The organism is Bacillus sp. ISL-57, assembly GCF_018613135.1.
GTDB lineage: Bacteria > Bacillota > Bacilli > Bacillales > DSM-1321 > Peribacillus > Peribacillus frigoritolerans.
The window spans coordinates 20,631-40,202 of record NZ_JAGGQV010000005.1; the positions used below are offsets into that span (position 1 = coordinate 20,631).

The 19,572-nt window shown below is 39.8% G+C and carries 18 protein-coding genes; 4 read left to right on the top strand and 14 right to left on the bottom strand.

Going from position 1 to position 19,572, the window contains the following annotated elements; all coding sequences use genetic code 11:
• Positions 1–424 precede the first annotated feature (424 nt).
• Positions 425–1,330: a LysR family transcriptional regulator gene (locus J7I90_RS10805; RefSeq protein WP_214771410.1), complete on the top strand. Its 906-nt coding sequence runs from the start codon at positions 425–427 to the stop codon at positions 1,328–1,330.
• Between the two features lie 718 nt (positions 1,331–2,048).
• Here J7I90_RS10805 and J7I90_RS10810 read toward each other — a convergent pair.
• Both J7I90_RS10810 and J7I90_RS10815 read right to left on the bottom strand, forming a co-directional pair.
• Positions 2,049–3,581, bottom strand: a complete 1,533-nt coding sequence (locus J7I90_RS10810; protein WP_048679968.1) for a flotillin lipid rafts scaffold protein FloT — start codon at positions 3,579–3,581, stop codon at positions 2,049–2,051.
• 21 nt (positions 3,582–3,602) lie between these two features.
• Entirely contained in the window at positions 3,603–4,121 is a 519-nt protein-coding gene (locus tag J7I90_RS10815) for an NfeD family membrane protein (RefSeq protein WP_214771413.1), read from the bottom strand.
• A 312-nt stretch (positions 4,122–4,433) separates the two neighbouring features.
• Between J7I90_RS10815 and J7I90_RS10820 the strand changes: the two genes are divergently transcribed.
• Positions 4,434–5,006: a biotin transporter BioY gene (locus J7I90_RS10820; RefSeq protein WP_048679976.1), complete on the top strand. Its 573-nt coding sequence runs from the start codon at positions 4,434–4,436 to the stop codon at positions 5,004–5,006.
• A 262-nt stretch (positions 5,007–5,268) separates the two neighbouring features.
• On the opposite strand, the gene J7I90_RS10825 is transcribed toward J7I90_RS10820, so the two are convergent.
• Positions 5,269–5,754 carry a YusW family protein gene (locus tag J7I90_RS10825; RefSeq protein WP_214771416.1) on the bottom strand — a complete coding sequence of 162 codons (486 nt, stop codon included), beginning with the start codon at positions 5,752–5,754 and terminating at the stop codon, positions 5,269–5,271.
• A gap of 100 nt (positions 5,755–5,854) precedes the next feature.
• Positions 5,855–6,499: a PAQR family membrane homeostasis protein TrhA gene (gene trhA / locus J7I90_RS10830; protein ID WP_214771419.1), complete on the bottom strand. Its 645-nt coding sequence runs from the start codon at positions 6,497–6,499 to the stop codon at positions 5,855–5,857.
• Between the two features lie 160 nt (positions 6,500–6,659).
• On the opposite strand from trhA, the gene J7I90_RS10835 reads away from it, so the two are divergent.
• Entirely contained in the window at positions 6,660–7,247 is a 588-nt protein-coding gene (locus tag J7I90_RS10835) for a DUF2087 domain-containing protein (protein WP_214771422.1), read from the top strand.
• A gap of 59 nt (positions 7,248–7,306) precedes the next feature.
• On the opposite strand, the gene J7I90_RS10840 is transcribed toward J7I90_RS10835, so the two are convergent.
• The 3 genes from J7I90_RS10840 to J7I90_RS10850 all read right to left on the bottom strand — a co-directional run bounded on the left by J7I90_RS10840 (position 7,307) and on the right by J7I90_RS10850 (position 9,032).
• Positions 7,307–7,906 carry a cell wall hydrolase gene (locus J7I90_RS10840; protein WP_251025224.1) on the bottom strand — a complete coding sequence of 200 codons (600 nt, stop codon included), beginning with the start codon at positions 7,904–7,906 and terminating at the stop codon, positions 7,307–7,309.
• Between the two features lie 106 nt (positions 7,907–8,012).
• Positions 8,013–8,588 (bottom strand): GNAT family N-acetyltransferase, encoded by a 576-nt coding sequence (locus J7I90_RS10845; protein ID WP_214771493.1) that lies wholly within the window; start codon positions 8,586–8,588, stop codon positions 8,013–8,015.
• A 39-nt stretch (positions 8,589–8,627) separates the two neighbouring features.
• Complete coding sequence (locus tag J7I90_RS10850) at positions 8,628–9,032, bottom strand: secondary thiamine-phosphate synthase enzyme YjbQ (protein WP_214771425.1); 405 nt, start codon at positions 9,030–9,032, stop codon at positions 8,628–8,630.
• Between the two features lie 185 nt (positions 9,033–9,217).
• Between J7I90_RS10850 and J7I90_RS10855 the strand changes: the two genes are divergently transcribed.
• Positions 9,218–9,586 carry a VOC family protein gene (locus tag J7I90_RS10855; protein ID WP_214771428.1) on the top strand — a complete coding sequence of 123 codons (369 nt, stop codon included), beginning with the start codon at positions 9,218–9,220 and terminating at the stop codon, positions 9,584–9,586.
• A 44-nt stretch (positions 9,587–9,630) separates the two neighbouring features.
• Here the strand turns inward: J7I90_RS10855 and J7I90_RS10860 are convergent, their stop codons facing one another.
• From J7I90_RS10860 to J7I90_RS10890, 7 genes are all read right to left on the bottom strand, one after another.
• A complete protein-coding gene (locus J7I90_RS10860) occupies positions 9,631–11,523 on the bottom strand; it encodes a PTS fructose transporter subunit IIABC (RefSeq protein ID WP_214771432.1) in 1,893 nt (630 codons plus the stop codon).
• Positions 11,524–11,527: 4 nt separating this feature from the next.
• Entirely contained in the window at positions 11,528–12,448 is a 921-nt protein-coding gene (gene pfkB / locus J7I90_RS10865) for a 1-phosphofructokinase (protein ID WP_214771435.1), read from the bottom strand.
• Positions 12,448–13,200: a DeoR/GlpR family DNA-binding transcription regulator gene (locus J7I90_RS10870; protein ID WP_214771437.1), complete on the bottom strand. Its 753-nt coding sequence runs from the start codon at positions 13,198–13,200 to the stop codon at positions 12,448–12,450. Before J7I90_RS10870 ends, pfkB begins: the two co-directional genes overlap by 1 nt.
• Before the next feature lie 227 nt (positions 13,201–13,427).
• Complete coding sequence (odhB, locus tag J7I90_RS10875; protein WP_214771440.1) at positions 13,428–14,705, bottom strand: 2-oxoglutarate dehydrogenase complex dihydrolipoyllysine-residue succinyltransferase; 1,278 nt, start codon at positions 14,703–14,705, stop codon at positions 13,428–13,430.
• A gap of 1 nt (position 14,706) precedes the next feature.
• Positions 14,707–17,559 carry a 2-oxoglutarate dehydrogenase E1 component gene (locus J7I90_RS10880; RefSeq protein ID WP_214771442.1) on the bottom strand — a complete coding sequence of 951 codons (2,853 nt, stop codon included), beginning with the start codon at positions 17,557–17,559 and terminating at the stop codon, positions 14,707–14,709.
• A gap of 376 nt (positions 17,560–17,935) precedes the next feature.
• Positions 17,936–18,706 carry a dioxygenase family protein gene (locus tag J7I90_RS10885; RefSeq protein ID WP_214771444.1) on the bottom strand — a complete coding sequence of 257 codons (771 nt, stop codon included), beginning with the start codon at positions 18,704–18,706 and terminating at the stop codon, positions 17,936–17,938.
• Positions 18,707–18,781: 75 nt separating this feature from the next.
• Positions 18,782–19,549, bottom strand: coding sequence for a polysaccharide deacetylase family protein (locus J7I90_RS10890; protein ID WP_214771446.1), 768 nt, complete (start codon positions 19,547–19,549; stop codon positions 18,782–18,784).
• Positions 19,550–19,572: the final 23 nt, after the last annotated feature.

The following is a 19,572-nucleotide window of genomic DNA, read 5'->3' on the forward strand; positions in this document are numbered from 1 at the left end:
GATAAACATGACTAACAATCATATATAGAAAGCAAGTAATGGGTGAGTTGGTCATAAGTTCCTTCTGCACCATTTTTTGCGATCCCCCAAAGCTCTTGGTTTCCTCCTCAATTTAGGATCCAGGCTCTCATTCATCGCAAGAGTAAGCTGCGACTATTAAACATAAAAAAACACCTTGCTTTCGATCAAAAATTAAGGATTTTTGGCATTTTAATGGACTTAGGGATACGAATAATCTATGGTTGCATTGTTGAAGAAACGCACCATTTCATATTATAAGATCTGCCAGATATTTAAAGTGTACCCTTTGTAAAGGACATTTTTAAAAAGGGCACATGGAGAAGATGATTCTGTATTGAACAGGATTTACTTTTGGGGACAAGGATTCATAATAAAATATATAGAAGGATACGGGGAATGATCCATGCATATTGAGCAATTGGAATATATCGTAGAAATATCAGAAACCGGTTCATTTTCTGTTGCTGCAGAAAACCTTCATGTAACCCAATCCGGTATCAGTAAATCAATCGGAAAACTTGAAGAGGAATTAGGGATCAAAATATTTAACCGGTCACGGTCAGGGGCTTTGCCAACTGAGGAAGGAAAAACTGTAATTGAAAAAGCGTATGAGGTAATAATAAAACTTCAAGAATTCAGGAAAACAGCAAAAATACAATCGAGTCAAGCGCTTGAAGATCTGAAAATATCTGTATATCCACTTCTTATAGAATCTATATTTAAAAGCCTGTCGTCCTTTAAAGAGGACAACCCACACATCCAAATTGAAATAAAAGAAGCTCCTTCACATATCATTATTGAAAAAATCAAAAAAAAATCGGTTGATATTGGGCTTACGTATATCACTAAACAGATAATAGAGGATGAGGAATTAGATTCTGAGGTATTATTAAATAGTAAAGCGAAAATATGTGTAAGTAAAGACTCCCCATTGGCTTCTAAAGATTACTTGACGCCCCAAAATTTGCTCAATCAGTCTATCATTTTATATGATTCAAAGGAAATGAGAGAGGAAATGCATAATTTTTTAAAAAATTACGGGAAAATGAATGTATTGTGTGTTACAAATAACGTTAATTTGATTAGACAATTTGTTGCAGAAGGTTTAGTCATTTCCGCTACTTCTGACATATTCTTAAGAAACAATCCTTATATATCATCCGGGAAAATTATCCCAATTGATTTATTGCAATATTCCAATACATCAACATCCATAGGATGGGTAAGATTGAAAGAAAGAATGATTACGAAATCTACTAAAACATTCTTAAACCATTTGAAAGATCAGTTCCTAAAAGGTAATTATTAATTACGTGAAACAATTAGGATGTTAGTTATTTCCCAGATAGAATCTGTAAACCCAAGCTAAAAGGTTCTGGTGCAAATATGACCTGTTAGAAACATAGAATCTCAATATCCTAATCATCTATGAATTATGAGGCTACTCCAAATAAGTGAGACGTTATAGATATTTAAACTTCGCAATCACATTATATATTATATAATTAAATGCATCCCATTTTATTCTCTGTTACGGTAATAAATAGAGAATAAAAGCCTCTAGGTTCATCTTAGAGGCTTTTATTTATTGTATCTCATTGCAAAGAGTATTCTTACCTTATGAAACGATAAAAATAAAAAAAGAAATATTACCAATTAATACTGTTTCACCTTTATTAGAAATGGGTTGCAATTATTTTTTCGAGAACAGCAACTGGCTTTTGACAAGGGTGAAATCTCACTATTCCACTAACTATAGGTGCTTCATAAGAAGCCCTATCATAATAGGAATTAAAAGTTCTTTTTGCCCCTTTAGTATAGGAAATAAAATATTCTCATGAGTTTGACAAATAATTTACTTTAATTGCTTTCATTATCCCCAACAAAAACAAAGGATGATGAATTACTAGAAAACAGCGTATAACGACATATTTGTTAGATAAACTGATCATCCCTTTTATAAGCCAAACTATTCAAAAAAGGTAAGAGCATACAAGTAGCTCTTACCTCCCTTAAATTTTCCCCTGTTACTCTTCCTTACTTGCTGCCATATTCATGCTCGCTTCGACATTTTCCTGGCTGATGGTGGTGAATGGTAAATTTCGTTTTCCCGAGAAATTCTCAAGCAAGTCTTTGACATCAATTCCCGAAGATGCTTTTAATGACTCCTGCAAGGATGCCATTAAATCCGTTGCATACCCAGTCACTTTATTAGCCCCGCCATTCGCACCGCTCCCACCTGTGTCCACTACAGTGATCTTGTCTATATTACTAAGCGGGCTTGCCACTTGTTTTGCATATTCCGGCAGCATTTTCAAAATCATGTCCATTACGGCGGCTTGCCCAAACTGTTCAAATGCTTCAGCTATCTTCTGCTTGGCTTCTGCCTCCGCTACCCCTTTTAACCTGATGATTTCCGCTTCTGTCGTACCTTGTGCCCTTTGGGCGTCCGCTTTAGCGAGACCATCCATACGAACGCGTTCCGCTTCCGCTTTCGCCATGGCTTCAATTTTATACTTATCGGCATCCGCTTCTGTAATCTGTTTCATCTTGTTGGCGGAGGCTGCCTGCTCTACCGCATAACGGTCGGCATCGGCCTTTTTCTTCACTTCCGAATCATATTGCTTTTCACGGCGAAGGATTTCTTTTTCCTCCAGCTCAATTTGCTTTTGCCGTTCGATGATCCTGATTTGCATTTCCTGTTCGGTTACGTCCTGTTTAGACCTGGCGGTTTCAAGATCGTAAGCCTGGTCAGCCCGTGCCTTGGCAATATCCTGCTCGCGACGGAATTCCGCAACCTTTAGCTTGTTGATTTTTTCGGCTTCGGCTATTTCTGTTGCCCTTTCAAGTTCGGCACGCTGCGCTTCCTTAGAAGCTTCGGCTCGCTTGATTCGCGTTTCTTTCTCTGCATCGGCGGTAGCTATATCGGCATCCCTCTTTACCTGTGCAATCCTTGGCTTTCCGAGCGATTCAAGATAGCCATTTTTATCCCGAACATCTTTAATCGTGAACGATACGATAATGAGTCCCATTTTAGCCAAATCCTGCGAGGCAACCCTCTGTACTTCCTGGGAAAACTTTTCACGGTTTTTATAAATTTCCTCGACGGTCATCGAACCAAGGATGGAGCGAAGATGCCCTTCCAATACTTCCCGAGCTTCCTGTTCACGGTCATCTTTTGATTTACCAAGGAACTGCTCTGCCGCTGTGGCTATATCGGTGATTGAACCGCCAATCTTGATGATTGATACACCATCTGCCATGACAGGAACTCCCTGTTCCGTATATACTTCCGGAGTTGAAACCTCAAGCTTGCTAGACAATAAGCTCAGTGGTTCCGCTTGCTGGAATACCGGGAGAACGAAAGCCCCCCCGCCGCGGACGATTTTAATTTTATTTCCTGATTCGTCGATGTGAACATTTTTGCTTCCTAAGTAGCTTCCGGTCACGATCAATGCCTCATCAGGACCAGCCGTGCGATATTTCGTAACAAAGACAGCAATAAGTGCGATAAGTAAAACTGCAACAATGGCGACAACTATCCAAATCAAATCAAACATACCTTACCTCCTATTCTTTTTTCAATCCTGGTGGGGTATAACATAGATAACCCCATTTTTCACTTCGATGATCAAGACCTTTGTATCCGAAACAATTCCTTCATTCTTAAAGCTAGCCGCAGTTTTTGCGATGCTTCCACTGATGCTTTCTATCAGTACTTCCCCAAACCCGTCAACAGGGATTGATGTGAGAACCCTGCCGACCCTTCCTCTCAGGTCATTATCATGAAATGTCAAACTTTCTTCCGCTGATGAAATGGGAATCAAAACAAATACATTCAGTAAAGTGACGATGGTAAATGAAATGATGAGGGAAATGCCGCCACACAATCCAGCATTAAGCCCTGAAAGCGATTCAAGCAAAAAACCACTTGCAAAAAACACGGTCAAAAAGCTAAAAATGAGTGTAGGATTAAATATATCAGGTAATTCCAGGCCGGAAAATATATCATTAAACAAGATAAATAAGAATGTTGCCCCCCCGAATATAATTAACCCATATAAATAGACTGTTTCTAATGGAACTCCAAATAACTCCATCTCTGTCATCCTTTAAATTCGATTTTTCCAAGCCGCATAGTGCTTTAATGGCCTATGATAAGCGTTTTACCAATATTATTAATCTATGGTTTTAATCCCCTCCATTTACTTCGCTTACCATACATACGAATGATGCATAAAAAAGTTTCATTTATTTTCCAAGTTTTGAATTTACATTTAGAAAACCCTGTATTCTCTAGGACCATTATTGAAATAAAATGCATAATACCATTGACAGTGTTTACTTAACATATTAAAATTCTTTATATGTTAACTCGTTACATAACCAGGTTTACATTAGGAGGAAACACGATGAAGGAGCGTCATGAGAAGTTAAGAATGATGATGGTTACAGCATTATTTGCAGCACTTATAGGAATACTTGCCCAAATTACAATTCCACTGCCCTTAGTTCCGATTACAGGACAGACTCTAGCTGTTGGACTGGCAGCAACGATACTGGGTTCACGTTATGGAACCTCTTCCGTTTTATTATACCTGTTCATAGGGGCAGCGGGCGTACCGGTTTTCGCTGAAATGTCTGGGGGACTAGCTAAGATATTCGGTCCGACTGGCGGTTATTTATTATCCTATATCCCGACAGTATATATAACGGGTCTGATATTGGAAAAAACCCGTTTCTCAGTTGCAATGGCTTTCGTTGCAAATACAATCGGGATGATAATTACTTTGGTAATCGGTACGGTTTGGTTAAAATATATGAGTTCATTATCTTGGCCAGTGGCATTTGCCAGCGGTTTTGCACCATTTATAATCGTAGGCGTTTTAAAGGCATTCCTTGCATCTTGGCTTGGCATCACGATCCGTTCAAGGTTAGCGTCGGCTAATATGCTGCCTAAAAAAAATGCACCAATTTCCCAATGATGGGTATATGAAAGAGAGGATACCGCTTATGGTATCCTCTCTTTTCTTCTATATTAACTTCCAGATGACTGCAAAAAAAAAGACTCTTAAAAAAGAATCTTTTTTGCAAGTGTTTATTGCGGTCCTATCCCCATAAGTCCGAATATGAATAGCAAATGTATATTATCCCCTTTGCTAACCGAAATCATTTTACTATAGGAACAGTAATTTGACAACTATTGTCGGCACATATGAATATGTGGAATATAGTAACGTATTTTAGTTACTTATTATTCACTTTATATTCTTTTTTCGTACTATCTTCGAAAACGACCTCTAAATCAAATTCTTGATAGTCATCCTTCAAATTAAAAGCTTTTGTCACTTCTTGAATGACTTCCTCATCTGTTGAATCTTTATTGAATGTCAATTTTTCTAGAATCGGCGTCAATTCTTTCATTGCTTCATCACCGTGAGCTTCGTGTTTGTTAAGTTTGTCCTCGATCGAAGCTTCAGTTTGTGCTCCCATTGTATCATATTCAGCTTCGTATTCGTTATCATTGCCGGTATAATCCACTTCTAATTGAAAGTCCTTATATGTGAAAGGCAGTTTTTCATTATTATCCGTACCTGTTTCAGGATTATTTTCCGCTTGATTTTCATTTTCCTGAACCGGCGGGTTTTTCACTTCATCGTTTTCTTCGCCGCATCCGGCCAAAACAATCATAGCGGCAAACGGCACTGATAATATTTTGATTGATCTTCTCATTAGTCTTTTCCTCCTTTAGATTGTATACCTAAATTATTTCCTGATCGGGGTCATTTAAAACCTCAACCGCTCTCTCAAATACATCAAATCGGCCAAGTGATCATAGTGGAAGGATATAAAACAATACCGCAAAAAAGTGTGTGGCAGTTCCCCCAAGCACGAATACATGCCAAACCGCGTGATGGAACGGAAAACCTCGCCAAACATAAAAGATGGCTCCAAACGTATAAAGCAATCCCCCTGCAATCAGTAACTGGATACCCGCTGCAGGCATCGTAGCTGTGAGTGGTCCCCAAACGATAACGATCATCCACCCCATGGCAATATAAAGAATCGTCGAAAGGAAGAGGAATTTTTTCACATAGAAAGCTTTGAAGATGACGCCAATGATTGCAACTCCCCAAATGATACCTAGCAGGGTCCAGCCCAGTGACCCTTTGATCACAAGAAGCATGATGGGCGTGTATGTTCCTGCAATGAATATATATATGGCTGAATGATCAAAGATTTCAAATATATCCTTTGTTTTACCTTCTGGAAAACTATGCACTAAAGTGGAAGAGACGTATAAAAGAAGCATGGAAACACCATATATGACCGAAATGACTACATTCCACGGCGACCCTGTTTGGTCTGAGAATATGATTAAAAACACAAGTGCGGCAATACTCAACAAAACGCCGACACCGTGGGTTATCGCATTGACCACTTCTTCTTTTTTTGTATAAACATGAGTATTGGCCATGTTACAGCTCCTTAATTCCGGATTTTCTTTTAGTATTCCCCTAAAGTATACATCAGATCTTCCAAGCAATATAGAAAAGTGAATAGTAACTTGATTAACTGCCACTAATTAGATTATTATCTAATTAGATAATAATCTAATTAAAAGGAAGGGGATAAAAGTGCAGTTAGAAAAATTGGTGGCTTTCCACAAGACGATTGGCGATGTGACAAGGATCAGGATAATATCCATCCTGTCAAACGGTCCAAAACACGGACAGGCACTTGCTGGAATACTTAAATTGACGGCTCCTACCATCTCACACCATTTATCGAAATTGAAAGACATTAATTTAGTGAAGGATCGGAGGGAAAAAAATACGGTCTATTATTTTTTAAATGAAGATGTACTGAAGCATTATTCATCAGCATTACCTAAAATCGTTTCAACTAAGGGGGACTCCAATAAAATGGATAATCAAAAGCTGATTTTAGAACATAAAAAGATTCTTGAAAACTTCTTTACTCCAGATGGTCGCCTAAAAACTATACCAGCACAGAGAAAAAAGAAAATGATCGTACTTCATCATATTGGAAGCCTTCTGGAAAAGGGACGTAAATATCCAGAAAAAGAACTGAATGAAGTCATCCAGTCTTTCCATGATGATTATGCAACCATAAGACGTGAACTCATTATCGGAAGCATCATGTATCGCGAAAACAGCATTTATGAACTGAATCCCCGCGAAATGTGGGCTGATATCGGTTAAACTATTCTAAAATAAAAGAACCGGCTCCCCATTTGGAAAGCCGGTTCTTGTGATGCAGTTTATATGGCAAAATGGTGTCCGCCGATAATTTTTATTACTTCTAATTTTTTCATCCATTCGCTGTCCGAAATACTGGGATTCCAAAAATACAAGGCATCATTTGTGTAGCCATGAATAGCCAATGCTTCATTGACAGCTCTCTTGGCATCATTTCCTGCCGGTTTGTTAATACTGCCATCACCAACAGGCGAGAATTGGTTTTTTTGATAAATCACTTCCCGGACCGTATCAGGGAATTCATTGCTATCAAGGCGATTCAAAACAACTCCCGCCACCTCGACCTTTCCTCTGTATGGTTCCCCTTTGGCTTCTGCATGCACAAGCCTTGCTAATAATTCTTTATCTTTATCATTCATTACATGCGGAATAATCAATGTTTTACCAGGTTCGGCAACATTATTTACGTTATGATTGACTTCTTTTAATTTTCCGATCGGCACACCGTGCTGCTTTGCGATATCCCAGATCGATTCACCTTGTTTAATAACATGTTTGGTTGCCCCATCAGAAGCTTCACTTGTCGTTCCCTTAGGAAAAGCTATACCAAGTACGATGACACTTAGAGTCATTATCACGGATATTAATACTGATAATTTCATCCTGTTACCTCCTCGTTAAGCACCTTCCTAGGATAACAGACCATATGGGAGAAAACAGTGCTAAATTTTTTCCAAGGAAATGAAGGAAAAATTTTCTCGGTTCCATTTACCTTCGGAATTTTAATGATTCCCACTCTTCCCGCAGCATTCCCATTCTGATTGAATCATAATAATAACCATCATGATAGCGGCATTTTCTCAGTCTTCCCTCTACTTGCATGCCCACCTTTTTGCCAACTGCAATCATGCGTTCATTACCTGACCAAGTTGTAAGTCCAACCCGTTCAATCTCCAGGCTTTCGAATAAATACCCAATGAACATCATTAATGCTTCTGTCCCATGACCGCCATTCCAATACTTGGGATCAAAAATAGTAATCCCGATTTCAAGCCAGCGTGAAGGTTCATGTTCCCAGTAATATACAACAGATCCTATAATTTGATCGTTTTTTTCCATTAATAGCTCAGAGTGAGCCCCGATTTTCTCATCATAGGTTTTATGTTTCGTTTCTTTATCGATAAACGTATGGAAATCAATGAGTTCAAGAGGGAGATAAGGCGCATCCCACTTTTTCCATTCTGGATCTGTTTCGCCATATTTGAGGCTCCATAAACGTTTTAAATCGTCTTGTTTAACATTCCTCAATATGACTTTGCTTCCTTCAATCCGAACATCGTCCAATCCGCTTCCTCCCACTTCATCCATGCTGTACCTTCCATTTTACTGGTCGACACATAATTTAATAAAATATTGCCTTTCTCTTGGACCATCGAATTCACAAAAATACACACCTTGCCAAGTACCAAGGACTAAGCTCCCTTTATGGATGATCACCTGTTGTGAAGAACCAACCGTACTTGATTTCAAATGGGCAGCCGTGTTTCCTTCCATATGTAAATCCAATGTATGATTCCATGGGTATTGCTCATCCAGTCTTCTTAATATATCCTTTTTGACATCGGGGTCAGCATTTTCATTGATCGTGATCCCAGCAGTCGTATGTGGACAATATATAAGAGCTACCCCTTCTTGAATCCCCTTTTCCTTGATGAATGCCTGTACTTCTGTCGTAACATCAATCATATCATCCCTTTTCATCGTTTTTAAGGTATTTTTCTTCAGCATGTACATTCACTCCTTTTGTTCATTTTAATCACCTTTACCCATAAACATAAAAATCCATGCTTTCTTAAACCAATCACGACTAAAATATAAGGAAATCTTATCGATGGCAATTAAAAAAATAATCTATCCTTATTAATCTTTTTATTTTAAAATTGGATATATAAGGAATTGGAAGGGGGTGCAAGATGAACTTCATTTTTAAGTCAATCGACCATTACCAATTAGCATCTCCTAAAAATACCGAGGACCAATCAAGGAAGTTTTTCACTGAGATACTAATGTTCCGGGAAGTGAAAAAGCCTCCGTCATTAAGTTCCAATGGCGGGTTATGGTTCGAATCGGGATCAATCAAGATTCATGTCGGAACGGAAGATCATTTCATTCCCGCAAGAAAAGCGCACCCAGCAATTGAAGTTGAAAATCTCAACGAATTTAAACAACATTTAATGACTAAGCATATTTCTTTTACAGAAGATGGAAGGTTGCCCGGTGCGAACCGTATATATTTATCCGATCCCTTCGGCAACCGGATCGAAATATTGGAATGGAAATAATAAAAAGCGGGTCCATTTATCCCGGACCCGCTTTTGTAGAATATTTATTTTTGTTTCTTTTTCCAGAATCCCAATATTAAAGCGGTAATGAGGGCTCCTATTAAAATCGCCAGCAAATAGCGGAAAGGATGGTTGACTAGGGGGATGACGAATATACCCCCATGCGGCGCTGGCAATGTTACACTAAAAGCCATTGACAGCGCTCCTGCCGTCGCTGATCCAACAACACTGCTGACAATAACCCGCAATGGATCCGCAGCCGCAAAAGGAATGGCTCCCTCTGTAATGAATGAAGCACCCATGAAGTAATTAGTGAAACCGGATTTCCTTTCCATTTCACTGAATTTACTTTTAAAGAATGTAGTTGCAAGTGCGATTCCAAGAGGAGGAACCATTCCGCCAGCCATAACTGCAGCATGCGGTCCAAAACTTGATGCTTCAATGGCTGCAATCCCAAAAGTGAATGCCGCTTTATTTAAGGGGCCACCCATATCCACAGCCATCATACCCCCAAGTATCAAGCCCAGGAATATGGCGTTCGTGCCGGATAAGCCCTGCAGCCAATTGGTCAGGCCTGTGTTAATTGCAGTTACTGGTTCATTTATGAGAAATATCATGATAAACCCTGTAATTAACATCCCGAATACAGGATAAAGTAAAACCGGTTTAATGCCATCAAGTGTTTGCGGTAACTTGGAAAACAATTTTCTTAATAGTAAGACGACATAACCTGCAAGGAAACCTGCGATCAGTCCACCAAGAAAACCGGCATTAGCCTGTGCTGCCAATAATCCCCCTACCATACCAGGGGCAAAACCTGGACGGTCGGCTATACTTGAAGCAATGAATCCTGCGAGTACTGGGACAAGTAAGAAGAAGGCTCCATTTCCCCCACCAATATCACTTAATGCTTTGGCAATGGGATTATAATCCGGATTTGCCGGATCGGCTGCCTCAATTCCAAAAAAGAAAGAAAGCGCAATCAAGATTCCGCCCCCGACGACAAATGGAAGCATATTACTTACGCCATTCATTAAGTGCTTGTAAATCCCCAATCCTCTTTTAGCTGAATCACCTTCATCATTTTTATCATTTCCAGTTCCTTTGTAAACAGGTGCATCCTGATTCACGGCTCTGGTTAACAGTTCCTCGGTCTTCCGGATCCCATGGGCAACAGGGACAATAATGACATGTTTTCCATTAAAACGATCCATTTCAACCTGCTTATCAGCCGCAACTATAATGGCATCCGCCTCTTCAATTTCTGTTGCGGTTAGTCCATTTTTTATACCTGTGGAACCATTTGTTTCCACTTTGAAATCGATTCCCATTTCCTTCGCTTTGGCCTTTAACGCATCGGCTGCCATATAAGTATGGGCAATTCCTGTTGGACAAGCTGTAACGGCAAGGATTTTACCCCCTTTATCGTTACTGCTGGCGCCATTACTCGATTGCTGCTCTTCACTTTCTTCTTCATAAGCTTCCATTTCTTTCTGATTGATTATCTCCAACACTTCCTCACCAGAAGAAGCAGAAATCAATCGGGTCCTGAATTTATCATCCATCAGTAACGAGGAAAGCCTGGAAAGGGTTTCCAAGTGATCTGCATTCGCTCCTTCACTGGCTGCAATCATAAAGAACAAATGGGCCGGCTGTCCATCAAGCGATTCATAATCCACACCACTGACCGATTTGCCGAAACAGATGGCAGGTATCTTTACAGCATTTGTTTTTGCATGCGGTATGGCTATCCCTTCACCAATCCCGGTTGTGCTTTGCTCTTCACGTTTTAAGATGGCAGCTTTGAAACCATCGACATCATTTAACCTGTTCGCCTCGGCTAACTTTCCTGATAGTTCATCAATGACTGCTTGCTTTGTAACACTTTGAAGATTGATTATGATTGTATCCAATTTTAACAAGTCTGTAATTTTCATAGAGTCAGCCTCCTGTTAGTTGATTGATAGCAATTTGCGGTAATAACTCTTCAATTTTATCCAATGTACCGAGATCGGATGAAAAGGCTGTAGCACTTCCTGCCGCAAGACTGAAGCGGAAAGCGGATAGAATATCCCCTGTTCTTTCATATGTCCCGATGAAACCTGCGACCATGGAATCACCGGCACCCACTGAGTTGATGACGTTCCCTTTTGGAACATTTGCGGAATATGATTCTCCACCCGAGCAAAGCACGGCACCCTGTCCCGCCATTGAGACAATAACGTTTTGTGCTCCTGCTTCAACCAATTTAGCGCCATATTCCCTAGCATCATCAATGGTACTTATTTCGGTGGAAAAAAGCTCACCCAGTTCATGATGATTGGGCTTTATTAAAAATGGCCGGTGTGGAAGGACATTCAGTAATTCCTTGCCGCTAGTATCCACCACCACTTTAATGCCATTATGGGTACAAGACCTTGCCATGGCTTCGTATACATCCGAAGGAACGCTTGGAGGGATGCTTCCTGACAAAATGAGGATATCATTATTGTTCAACTGTTCAATCTGACTAAATAATTGTTGATAATTCCCTTTTGAAATGACTGGCCCTTGGCTATTTATTTCGGTCTCAAGCCCTGTTTTCAATTTAATGTTAATTCTTGTATCTCCAGCTATTTCTGTAAAGTCCGTGAAAATCTCTTCCTGTCTTAAAAACCTTTTAACAAATTCACCTGTTTGTCCACCGATGAATCCTAACGCTGTTGTACTATTTCCCAGCCTTTTTAGCACACGGGAAACATTGATCCCTTTCCCCCCAGGGAATTTTGCATCATAACTGGTTCGATTTACCTTGCCCATTTGAAAGCTCTCCACTTCGACCAGGTAATCGATGGATGGATTAAGTGTCACTGTATAAATCATTAAATGGTCACGACCTTTACCTTTGGATTTTTTTGAAGGTGAGCAACAGCCTCTTCATCATTGCTGTCAGTAAGGATAATGGCATCGCTTACATCTGCCACCTTGGCGAAAGTAGCTTCATTAAGTTTTGAACTGTCAGCAAGCACGTAGGTCTCGTTAGAGAGACGTAATGCCATCTTCTTCAGCAGGGCTTCCTCCGGGTCGGGGGTTGTGAAACCCAATTCTTGATGGATGCCGTTCATTCCCAAGAAACATTTATCAAAACGGTATTCATTCAAAAACTGTACAGCATTACTTCCTATAACCGCATTTGTCGAAAACTTTATCGTTCCGCCAACTAACACTGTTTTGATTTCCAATTCGATGAGTTTTGGAATATGCATAAGACCATTTGTCAGCACCGTTATATTTTTATCTTTTAAATAAGGAATCATTTCGGCAGTTGTCGTGCCTGCATCAAGATATATACAATCGTTTTTCTCTATGAATGAAGCCGCCAGCTTTGCTATAAGTTGTTTTTCAGCTCTTGCTTTGTATTTCTTTTCCATAGTTGTTGGTTCAAGGCCTTTTCTTTGCAGTAAAGAGGCCCCGCCATGTACGCGTTTCAAGAGCTTCATTTCTTCGAGTTGCACTAAATCTCTCCGAATGGTCGACTCCGAGGCTTGTAACTGATCTACAAGCTCCTGCAGCTTTACCGTTCCTTGTTCTTTAAGGATCGATAAGATGAACTGGTGCCTTTCAGTTGTCAACAATTCACCCACCTCACTTTAATATCATCATCATATATGAAAATGAAGGAATAATCAATCATAAACGTTTAAAAATAATCAAATTCATCCAAAAATACATTCAAAAACATTCATTTTTTATTAGAAATGAACTTTGTTGAATTTCATTATCTTTTTTTCTATGAAAATATCCTTTCTGTTCAACAAAAAAACCCCCCATGTCAAGATGACAGGGGGGTAGTATTATTTTATTAGCCTTGAAGTAAAAGTTGTTCTGGATCTTCAAGCATATCTTTGATGGCCACCAAGAAACCAACAGCTTCTTTTCCGTCTACGATACGGTGGTCATAAGATAATGCAAGGTACATCATTGGTCTGTTTTCGATTTGGTCTCCAACAGCGATTGGACGAGTCTTGATTGTATGCATGCCCAAGATCCCAACTTGAGGGGCATTCAATATTGGTGTTGATAATAGGGAACCGAAAGTCCCTCCGTTAGTGATGGTAAAAGTACCACCTGATAAATCTGAAAGTCCCAGTTTGTTGTTACGCGCTTTAACAGCTAAATCAGAAATGTTCTTCTCGATTTCAGCAAAGCTTTTGCGGTCGGCATCCCTTACAACCGGAACGACAAGACCTTCATCAGTGGATACTGCTACACCGATATCATAAAAGTTCTTTTTCAGGATATGGTCGCCTTGGATTTCAGCATTCAATAACGGATATTTTTTCAATGCGCCAATGACCGCTTTAGTGAAGAATGACATGAAACCAAGTTTAACATCATTTGTTTTCACGAAAGAATCCTTATGGCGGTTACGCAATTCCATGACTGCAGAAAGATCGACTTCGTTAAAAGTTGTAAGCATGGCTGCTTCTGATTGTACTTGAACTAGACGTTTGGCAATGGTTTGACGACGGCGTGTCATCTTAACCACTTCAATGCGGTCATCATTTACTTCAACAGGAGCGGCTGCTTGTTTAGTTGCAGGAGCTTGTTTTGGAGCTGCCGCCGGTGCTGCAGGAGCTGCAGGTGCATTACTTGCTGCTTCTACGTCTTGTACACGTACTCGACCCAGTGGATCTGCTACAGGCACTTGAGTCAAGTCAATTCCTTTTTCACGAGCCAATTTCCTTGCAGCTGGTGATGCAATAACTTGTTGAGTGGATGATGCTTCTTTCGCTTCCGCTTTTGGAGCCTCTTTAGCAGGAGCCGCTTGTTCAGCCTTAACTGGTTCTGCTTTAGCTTCTTCAACCTTAGGAGCTTCCGCTTTTGGAGCTGCTGCAGCTGATCCATTTTCATCAACGATGGCGATAGCCTGTCCGACTTGGACAGTATCGCCTTCTTCTGCTAAATGTTCCGAAAGTGTACCAGTATAATCTGAAATGATTTCAACGTTCACTTTATCCGTTTCAAGTTCAAGGACATATTCTCCTTTTTCAACGTGATCACCGGGTTGTTTTAACCATTGCGCAATAGATCCTTCAGAAATTGATTCTGCTAATTCAGGTACTTTTACTTCAGCCATTTTACTTCTCCCCCTCATTATTGCGTGTAATTGCTTGAGTCATAATCCGTTGTTGTTCATTTTTATGGACAAGTGGATCTCCCTCAGCCGGGCTTGATCTGCGCTTCCTTCCTATATATGTTACTGAAAGATTGCCAGGAGCCGCTGCATTTAGGCGAGGTTCAACAAATGTCCAAGCACCCATGTTTTTAGGTTCTTCTTGAGCCCAGAAGATTTCTTTAAGATTTGTATATTTTTTCAGGGCTTCCTGAACTCCAGTGAATGGGAATGGATAAATTTCTTCGATACTGATGATTTGCAACCAATCCGTATTTTTTTCAGTTGCCGCTTTTTCACGAAGTTCAACCGCCAATTTACCTGTTGCAAAAACAATGCGTTCAACCGATTTAGGTTTTTTGCCCAAAGCTTTAGTTTCTACGAATGATTCAAATGCGCCTTCACTGAATTCTTCTGTTGTAGAAGCCATCACTTGATTACGAAGCATACTCTTCGGTGTCATGATGACAAGCGGACGTACTTGTTCTTGATCCAAAATCTTAGCTTGTCTTCTAAGGATATGGAAGTATTGAGCTGCCGAACTTAAGTTAGCAACTGTCCAGTTGTTTTCAGCTGCTAATTGAAGAAAGCGTTCCAGTCGTGCACTTGAGTGCTCTGGCCCTTGTCCTTCATAACCGTGTGGAAGCAGCATGACAAGACCTGATTTTTGACCCCATTTTGCGCGGCCAGCCGCGATGAATTGGTCAAAGATCACTTGCGCTGTATTGGCGAAGTCACCGAATTGGCCTTCCCATAATACAAGTGTCTCAGGTGCAAAAACATTATAACCATATTCATATGCCAGAACTGCCGTTTCCGTAAGTGGGCTGTTATGAACAGCGAATGAAGCTTTGGCAGTTTCAAGTGTGTGAAGTGGTGAATATGTTTTTCCATTAACACTATCGTGTAACATGATATTACGTTGTGCGAATGTTCCACGCTCTGAATCTTGTCCTGTCAAACGGATTGGCGTGCCGTCACTTAAAATCGAGGCAAAAGCCAATGTCTCGGCATGTGCCCAATCGATTTTTCCTTCAGGACCAAAGGAATCCAAGCGACGTGATAAAATCTTTCCTAATTTTTTATTAGGGGTGAATCCTTCCGGCCACTTAACAAGCTCTTCGTTAATTGTAACAAGTTCTTGTTTCGGAACTGCCGTTTCAATGGCTGGAAGTCCTTTTTCAATAATCCCAGGAGGATTACACTCTTTGGAAGCTTCCGGTTTATTTCCGGAAATTTTCGCATATGCATCTGCAAGCCTTGTATCCACTTGCTCAGCAATCGCTTTAACTTCAGCTTCAGTGAACTCGCCGGATTCAATAAGTTTTTTCCCATAAAGCTCTTTTACGGTTGGGTGCTTATGGATTAATGCATACATTTCAGGTTGAGTCACCAATGGCTCATCCATTTCGTTATGGCCGAAACGTCTGTAACCGATCAGGTCAATCAAGAAATCCTTGTTGTATTTTTCACGATATAGGGTAGCAAGGTTCACAGCAGCCATACATGCTTCTGGATCATCTGCATTTACATGCACGATCGGCACTTCAAAGCCTTTTGCCAAATCACTAGCATATAAGGTTGAACGTGAATCTTCACTTTCCGTTGTAAAACCGATCATGTTATTGGCGATGATATGGATTGCTCCGCCAACTTGATAACCGCGTAAACGGCTTAAGTTAAACGTTTCAGGTACAATTCCTTCACCTGGGAATGCAGCATCACCATGAATGAGGATTGCAAGAGATTTGGAAATGTCTTGCACCGGGAATCCTTTTTCTGTACGGTCTTCTTGAGCCGCACGAGAATACCCTTCCACGATTGGACCGACTACTTCCAAGTGACTTGGGTTATTGGCAAGTGTAATCCTTGCTTTTTGTATATTAGCTTTAGTAATCTGTTTGTCCAGACCTAAATGATATTTAACATCACCTGTCCATCCATTGTTAATGCCTGTCGAACCTTCGGAAGGAACCAAATCTTTATTCGGTGAATGTTGGAATTCAGAGAAAATGACCTCATAAGGCTTTCCTAATACATGTGCAAGCACATTCAAACGTCCACGGTGAGCCATGGCAATATTCACATTACCCGTTCCGTTTTGGACAGTTTGTGAAATCATTTCATCTAAAATCGGAACCATAGCATCCAGTCCTTCAATTGAGAAACGTTTTTGCCCTACATATGTGCGGTGAAGGAATTTCTCGAAACCTTCTACTTCATTCAATCGTTTAAGTAATAGTTCTCTTTTCTCTTTTCCCACTTCCGGGAACATGTTTCCAGATTCGACCATATCAGTAAGCCATTGCTTTTCATCCAAGTCATTAACATGATGAAATTCAAAGGCTATCGTTTTTGTATAGAGTTGTTTTAGGTATTGTACGGCTTCGTATCCGTCTTTCACGTCTTCAGGTGATTCGGGACAAATAAAGTCAGCCGGTATTTTCCTTAAATCATCTGCAGTCAAGCCATATTTTTCAAAATGAATTTGTTCAGTGTCCAGAGCTTCTTCTTTTAAAGGATAAATATTTGCAGCAAGATGCCCGTATGCACGGATATTTTCAGCTAACTTAACTGCAGACATAATTTTCTTCATTGGAAGAACTTCTCCAGTTTGTACAGTTGATGCACTTACAGTCGTTGTTTCTGCCGATACATCGAATGAAGGAGGACCTGCTACTTCAAAAAAGTTTTTCAGTTCCGGATCCACTTCTTCCGGGTTGGCTAGAAATAAATCGTATTGCTCCATGACATACCCAAGGTTTGGACCCGAAAAAGCTTTCCAGTGGTCTAATACCTTAGAATCATTGATGGTCATTTTGTAAACCCCCAAATTTTTCTCATAATTTTTTTCATTCCGTTTTATCCATCCCCAAATTTCTTTCTTCTAAATTTTCCCCAAATATATGATATATATAAGATATATAATAAATAACTTTGGTTATTGAATAATAAAATTTTAAAGGATAAAACGTTTTCAGATGTTATATTAACATGTTTTTGTCGAAATATCCAAAGGTTAAACCACTTTATACAACCTTTTTTCAACTATATTTCTGCTTAATTCGTCAAAAATCGCTTTTAACTGTCTTTTTTGCTCATTTAAGTCTTTTTTTCGCTAAAAAAAGATTTTTGTATTTTTGTATAATGATTATTTTTCAGGTAAATTTAACTAGTTTGAAAACCCTTTCACCTTATTCAAACTTCCAAGCTGTTAAACTTAGATTGCCATATTGAAAGCTTCTGTGCAGAAGAGCCGCTTTTTTATTGTCATCCCCTGAGCCCATTGCGATGACCAATGGAATGAAATGCTCTTTGGAAGGGACAGCCTCTGTACTGTAAGGGGCGATATTTTCATAATTGAACAAAGATTGCAAATCCCAATTCATTATTTTTTCTTCGACCCAGTTCTCAAACTCGATTGCCCATCCCTCTGCAACATGCATATCTTTCTGAATATGTGTGAAATTATGGACAATTCCACCGCTTCCTATGATCAGGACATTATTTTCCTTTAATTCCCTCAATACTTTCCCAATTTCATACTGCTTGTCCAATGGCAGCGAAGGACTAATGGACATAGATACGGTCGGGATATCAGCTTCCGGGTACATGATATGCAAAAGCCCCCATGCTCCATGATCCAGGGGGCGCCTTTCATCAAGTTCCCCAAATACATCTATCCTGGACAATAAGGTTAAAATTCGATCTGACAGCTCCAGGCATCCCCTCGCAGGATATGTTATCTGAAATATTTCTTCAGGAAATCCCGCAAAATCGTAAATGACTTCATGCTTCCCCACTGCAGAAATCATTTGATCTTCATTTTCCCAATGTGCTGACAAAATAACGATGGCAGCAGGTTTCTTCATAGTTTGCATATACTCCTTCAAAAAAAGAGTATAGCTATTCTTTTCCAAAGCTAATAGCGGTGTTCCATGTGATAAAAACAATGATGGCATCATAGAGACGATAAATCCTTTCACATTGTAATCTCAATATCCTATACCTTAATTTACTATAGTTAAACAATGTGTTCATCAATTAAATTGCATTTTCGGCGTAGTCTCATCAATAGTATCAAAGGCATATCCTTCTTTTTTAAGGAATTCAATTATATCTGGCAACGCTTTCACTGTATTTTTCATACTATTGATATCATGCAATAAGATATTAACATGCTTTTGATTTTTCGTCCCTTTTTGTACAGCAGAAATGATTTGTTGTTCACTTATTGACGGACTGAAGCCATCTGTCGAGTCAATGGACCAATCAAAATAAATATACCCTTTTTCCTTTAGTTGTTGAAGGATTCCATTGATGATCGGTTTCGTTGATGCCTGATGCCGCAGCCGATTATTCGAGCCGCCAGGAAGGCGCACAATACGGCTTTTTATCCCATACTCCTCTTGCAGCATGGTTTCAAGCCTATTCAAATCTTGAAAGAAACTCTCAGTCGACCGATAAACGATGGAATAATCATGTGTATAAGAATGAAGGGCGATCGAATGACCGCGGGATATCATTTCCTGATAACATCTCTTTGCGTATGGTTCTTCGTTACCTTTAACGAAGAATGTGGCCTTAACATGATAGCGGTCCAAAATATTCAATATCTCCATGGTATTCAAGGATGGTCCGTCATCGAAGGTCAAATAAGCGATTTTCTGATTCTCCTTACTTTTTAGCAGCGGTGTCATCTCTTCAGGAACCACTGCATGCACTTGAATGCTATGCACATCCACATCAAACAAAATAATAATGAAAGAACTCGCCATGACAAGAATTAATTTTAGCATCTTCTTCATAGGTGCTGCATCCCCTTCCTTTT

Coding starts and splice junctions, on each gene's coding strand:
- pfkB (WP_214771435.1), bottom strand. CDS start 12,448: ATGATTTATACAGTGACACTTAATCCATCCATCGATTACCTGGTCGAA.
- J7I90_RS10860 (WP_214771432.1), bottom strand. CDS start 11,523: ATGAAAATTACAGACTTGTTAAAATTGGATACAATCATAATCAATCTT.
- J7I90_RS10885 (WP_214771444.1), bottom strand. CDS start 18,706: ATGATGCCATCATTGTTTTTATCACATGGAACACCGCTATTAGCTTTG.
- J7I90_RS10880 (WP_214771442.1), bottom strand. CDS start 17,559: ATGACCATCAATGATTCTAAGGTATTAGACCACTGGAAAGCTTTTTCG.
- odhB (WP_214771440.1), bottom strand. CDS start 14,705: ATGGCTGAAGTAAAAGTACCTGAATTAGCAGAATCAATTTCTGAAGGA.
- J7I90_RS10810 (WP_048679968.1), bottom strand. CDS start 3,581: ATGTTTGATTTGATTTGGATAGTTGTCGCCATTGTTGCAGTTTTACTT.
- J7I90_RS10890 (WP_214771446.1), bottom strand. CDS start 19,549: ATGAAGAAGATGCTAAAATTAATTCTTGTCATGGCGAGTTCTTTCATT.
- J7I90_RS10840 (WP_251025224.1), bottom strand. CDS start 7,906: ATGAAATTATCAGTATTAATATCCGTGATAATGACTCTAAGTGTCATC.
- J7I90_RS10825 (WP_214771416.1), bottom strand. CDS start 5,754: ATGAGAAGATCAATCAAAATATTATCAGTGCCGTTTGCCGCTATGATT.
- J7I90_RS10850 (WP_214771425.1), bottom strand. CDS start 9,032: ATGCTGAAGAAAAATACCTTAAAAACGATGAAAAGGGATGATATGATT.
- J7I90_RS10855 (WP_214771428.1), top strand. CDS start 9,218: ATGAACTTCATTTTTAAGTCAATCGACCATTACCAATTAGCATCTCCT.
- J7I90_RS10805 (WP_214771410.1), top strand. CDS start 425: ATGCATATTGAGCAATTGGAATATATCGTAGAAATATCAGAAACCGGT.
- J7I90_RS10820 (WP_048679976.1), top strand. CDS start 4,434: ATGAAGGAGCGTCATGAGAAGTTAAGAATGATGATGGTTACAGCATTA.
- trhA (WP_214771419.1), bottom strand. CDS start 6,499: ATGGCCAATACTCATGTTTATACAAAAAAAGAAGAAGTGGTCAATGCG.
- J7I90_RS10815 (WP_214771413.1), bottom strand. CDS start 4,121: ATGGAGTTATTTGGAGTTCCATTAGAAACAGTCTATTTATATGGGTTA.